We start from the raw sequence: 3,247 nt of genomic DNA on the forward strand, positions 1-3,247 counted from the left end.
GTTTTGTCTGACGACCATAGAGCTTTGGAACCACCTGATCCCATCCCGAACTCAGAAGTGAAACGAAGCATCGCCGATGGTAGTGTGGGAGGTCCCATGTGAGAGTAGGTCATCGTCAGGCTTCTATTAGAAACCCCAGTAGGTCATCCTGCTGGGGTTTTTTTATTGTCTAAATAAAAGCCTTAGTCTGAAGAAACGCTTTCGTGTAGTTAGGGGATAAATATGCATAGCCCGCTACCTGCATTCAGCTAATACAATAACACTATCTGTTTTATTGCATTTGTTTACATTTCTGAACCCCCATTTTTCGGGACATGCAGCGGAGTGTGATGTCTTAGTTGAAGTAGCTGTGATTGAGTGCACAGCATTCTTTTAGATAAATATATATAGTTACATTCGCTTATAAAAAATAATACAAAGACAAAGCAATAGAGTTTTAGTTGTAGATTTTGGGTCGCCGAACAATTCGTTAATGGAACTTGAATAGGTAATTCCGCAGGTATGGGAAATCGGTTGAAAAAATTATTTTTTACAGTTTTGGCTGTAGCCTCAGTTGATGTAGTGGCTGAGCTTAAGCCCATTGCTGATGATGAGCTGAGTCAATACTCTGGCCAAGCCGCTGTTGCCTTTGATATTGATCAAATAGGCTCGAATAGCTATACCCGCGTTACATTGGGTATGGAATCAAAAATGCAGATGAACATTAATAATGTTGAGTTAGGTAAATACGAAAGAGATGGTGAGTTAGGCGCTGACTTCTCTGCTACTAACCTAGCATTTGGTTCTATATCTACTGATGCCGCTCAAGTTCAGCTAGATGGGCAAACTTACGCGGTAAACGATATTATTCCTTTTGAAGTAAATGATCCGTATTTCGAAATTGCCAAAGACGCTACCGATGAGCTTGTAGGCTTTCGTTTGGGCTTTGGTGAAGCTCGTGGTCAGCTTAGCGGTGACTTTGATAGTATTTCTGGTAACGTTGGCGCTACGATTACTGATTTCTTTGGCGATGATTACCAAGCATCGATGCTTAACTTAAGTGGCGATGTCGATAATACTCGTGCTAAGTATTTTGGTGTAGGTAATGATCAAAGTGGAGGTGCAACGGATTGTAATTCGGGTTTTTACTGTTATGACCTTGCAGACTATAAGACTCTTGATGTTGGGCAGAGAAACTCTACAACAGGTAATGTTGATTACACCAACGACTTTTTCATCTCTTTTCAGAAAGAAGACACCGACTGGTCAACGAGTGATGGTCAGATGACCACTGCTTCAGGTGTATTTATTAACATACCTACTTCTCTTCATATAGATATGAATACCGGCACTAATGCTAATGGTACTGAACGAGTTCGGGTGGAATATATCGACCGTGGTGTTGGTTTATTTAAGCCGTAAAATCTTTTCCTTTATTAATCTTACAGTTCTCGAAAAGCAAGCCTATAGAGTACAATATGAACCTTCTTAGATTAGGAGGTTCTAATGCAGTCCATCTTTTGGCACGACTACGAAACATTCGGCGCAGATACTCGCCGAGATAGGCCAAGTCAGTTTGCCGGTGTTAGAACCGATTTAGATTTAAATATCATCGAAGAGCCAACGACTTTTTACTGTCGCCCTTCAGAAGATGCTTTGCCTTCTCCAGAAGCTTGCTTAATTACTGGCATCACACCTCAATATGCACAAGAAAACGGTTTCTCTGAGGTCGAGTTTGCCAAGAAGGTAGAAGAGATTTTTTCAGTCCCGTCTACCTGTGTGGCTGGCTATAATAGTATTCGCTTTGATGATGAAATCACTCGAAACCTGTTTTATAGGAACTTTATAGACCCTTATGAGCGAGAGTGGAAAAACGGTAATTCACGCTGGGACTTAATCGATGTTGTGCGTTTAACTTACGCTCTTCGACCCGAAGGGATCAATTGGCCTTGTGATGACTCTGGAACGCCAAGCTTTAGGCTTGAGGTCTTAAGTCAAGCTAATGGTATTGAGCACTTGTCAGCACATGACGCGATGAGTGATGTTTATGCCACCATCGGCCTAGCTAAGCTAATCAAGTCAGCACAGCCACAATTGTTCGACTATGTTTTTAAAAATAGAGACAAGCATAAGGTACTAGAGTTACTCGAACCAAATAAGCTTAAACCGGTTTTTCATGTTTCTTCGAAATTTCCTGCAAGTAAAGGGTGTTGTGCGCTTATTGTGCCGCTATTTCAAGACTCCAAGAATAAAAATTCCTTTATCTGTTTTGATCTAAGGCAAGACCCTGCTTACTTGTTTGCGCTGAGCAATGAAGAGATTCAGCGTCGGCTTTACATGCCTTCGGCGCAGCTTTCTGAGGGCGAAGAGCGGCCAGCAATCAAGGCGATTCATGTAAATAAATGCCCAATGGTTGTTCCTGCTGCAATGATAAAGACGATGTCTGCTGAACGACTTGAACGCTGGGAGCTGAATCTGGATTTGATGAGGTCACACTTAGAATGGATCAGAAATAACCCAATATTTGTTGAAAAAATTAAAGAAGTGTTCAGCCTGAGCTCCCCCGAGAGAAACGAAACAGACCCCGACTTGATGATATATAGCGGTGGTTTTTTCTCTACCCATGATAAAGCTGAGATGTCGCGCGTTAGGCAGGCCAGTGATATTGAGTTGGAGGAAGAGGAGTTTAGATTTCAGGATAGTCGTTTGCCGGAATTATTGTTTCGCTACAAAGCGCGAAACTTTCCTCAAACTTTGACGGAGGAAGAGCAGTCAAAGTGGGAGCGGTATTGTGCAAACAAATTGATGAGCGCCGATGGCGGGTACCTTACTTTTAAAGAGTTCTTCGATCGCATTCATGCAATATCTCAATCGGATATCGACTCTAAATCTCAGTCGGTGCTTGAAGATCTCCGGTTCTATGGTGAGTCTATCATTCCATATGCCTAGTAAAGAGCTTCAGATAGCGCGGGCTATCTGAAGCTAAATAAGCTTTTTCTAGAACTTGCTGAACCCTTGCCATTGTTCAGTAGAAAGATTCGTCATGCCCTCGGCGCTGTTAATTTCTGTCTTTTCTGGTTCTCTTGCCTGAGAGTTTTCAGAATTAGATTTTGCGACAACAGTAAGCACCCCGTTTTCGTCAGCAATAATGTTCTGAACTAGAGTGCTCATATCTTCTAAGGTAAGAGAGTTCACTTCTTTAGCTAATTGTTCTTTGGTGTCGAAGTCTACATTTTTTATATCAATGTCTTTCCAAAACCTATTGGAG

3 protein-coding genes and 1 rRNA gene are annotated in these 3,247 nt (G+C 41.9%); 3 read left to right on the forward strand and 1 reads right to left on the reverse strand.

Going from position 1 to position 3,247, the window contains the following annotated elements; genetic code table 11:
• Positions 1-6 precede the first annotated feature (6 nt).
• From rrf to sbcB, 3 genes are all read left to right on the forward strand, one after another.
• Positions 7-121, forward strand: a 5S ribosomal RNA gene (rrf, locus tag A3756_RS16835).
• Between the two features lie 392 nt (positions 122-513).
• Complete coding sequence (locus A3756_RS16840; RefSeq protein ID WP_156490548.1) at positions 514-1,401, forward strand: DUF6160 family protein; 888 nt, start codon at positions 514-516, stop codon at positions 1,399-1,401.
• 84 nt (positions 1,402-1,485) lie between these two features.
• On the forward strand, positions 1,486-2,928 hold the full coding sequence (sbcB, locus tag A3756_RS16845; RefSeq protein WP_068512962.1) for an exodeoxyribonuclease I: 1,443 nt from the start codon (positions 1,486-1,488) through the stop codon (positions 2,926-2,928).
• Positions 2,929-2,976: 48 nt separating this feature from the next.
• On the opposite strand, the gene A3756_RS27820 is transcribed toward sbcB, so the two are convergent.
• A partial coding sequence (locus tag A3756_RS27820; RefSeq protein WP_197481356.1) for a hypothetical protein occupies positions 2,977-3,247 on the reverse strand: 271 nt, incomplete at its 5' end.

The sequence above is a fragment of the Oleiphilus sp. HI0086 genome (assembly GCF_001635225.1).

Coding starts and splice junctions, on each gene's coding strand:
- sbcB (WP_068512962.1), top strand. CDS start 1,486: ATGCAGTCCATCTTTTGGCACGACTACGAAACATTCGGCGCAGATACT.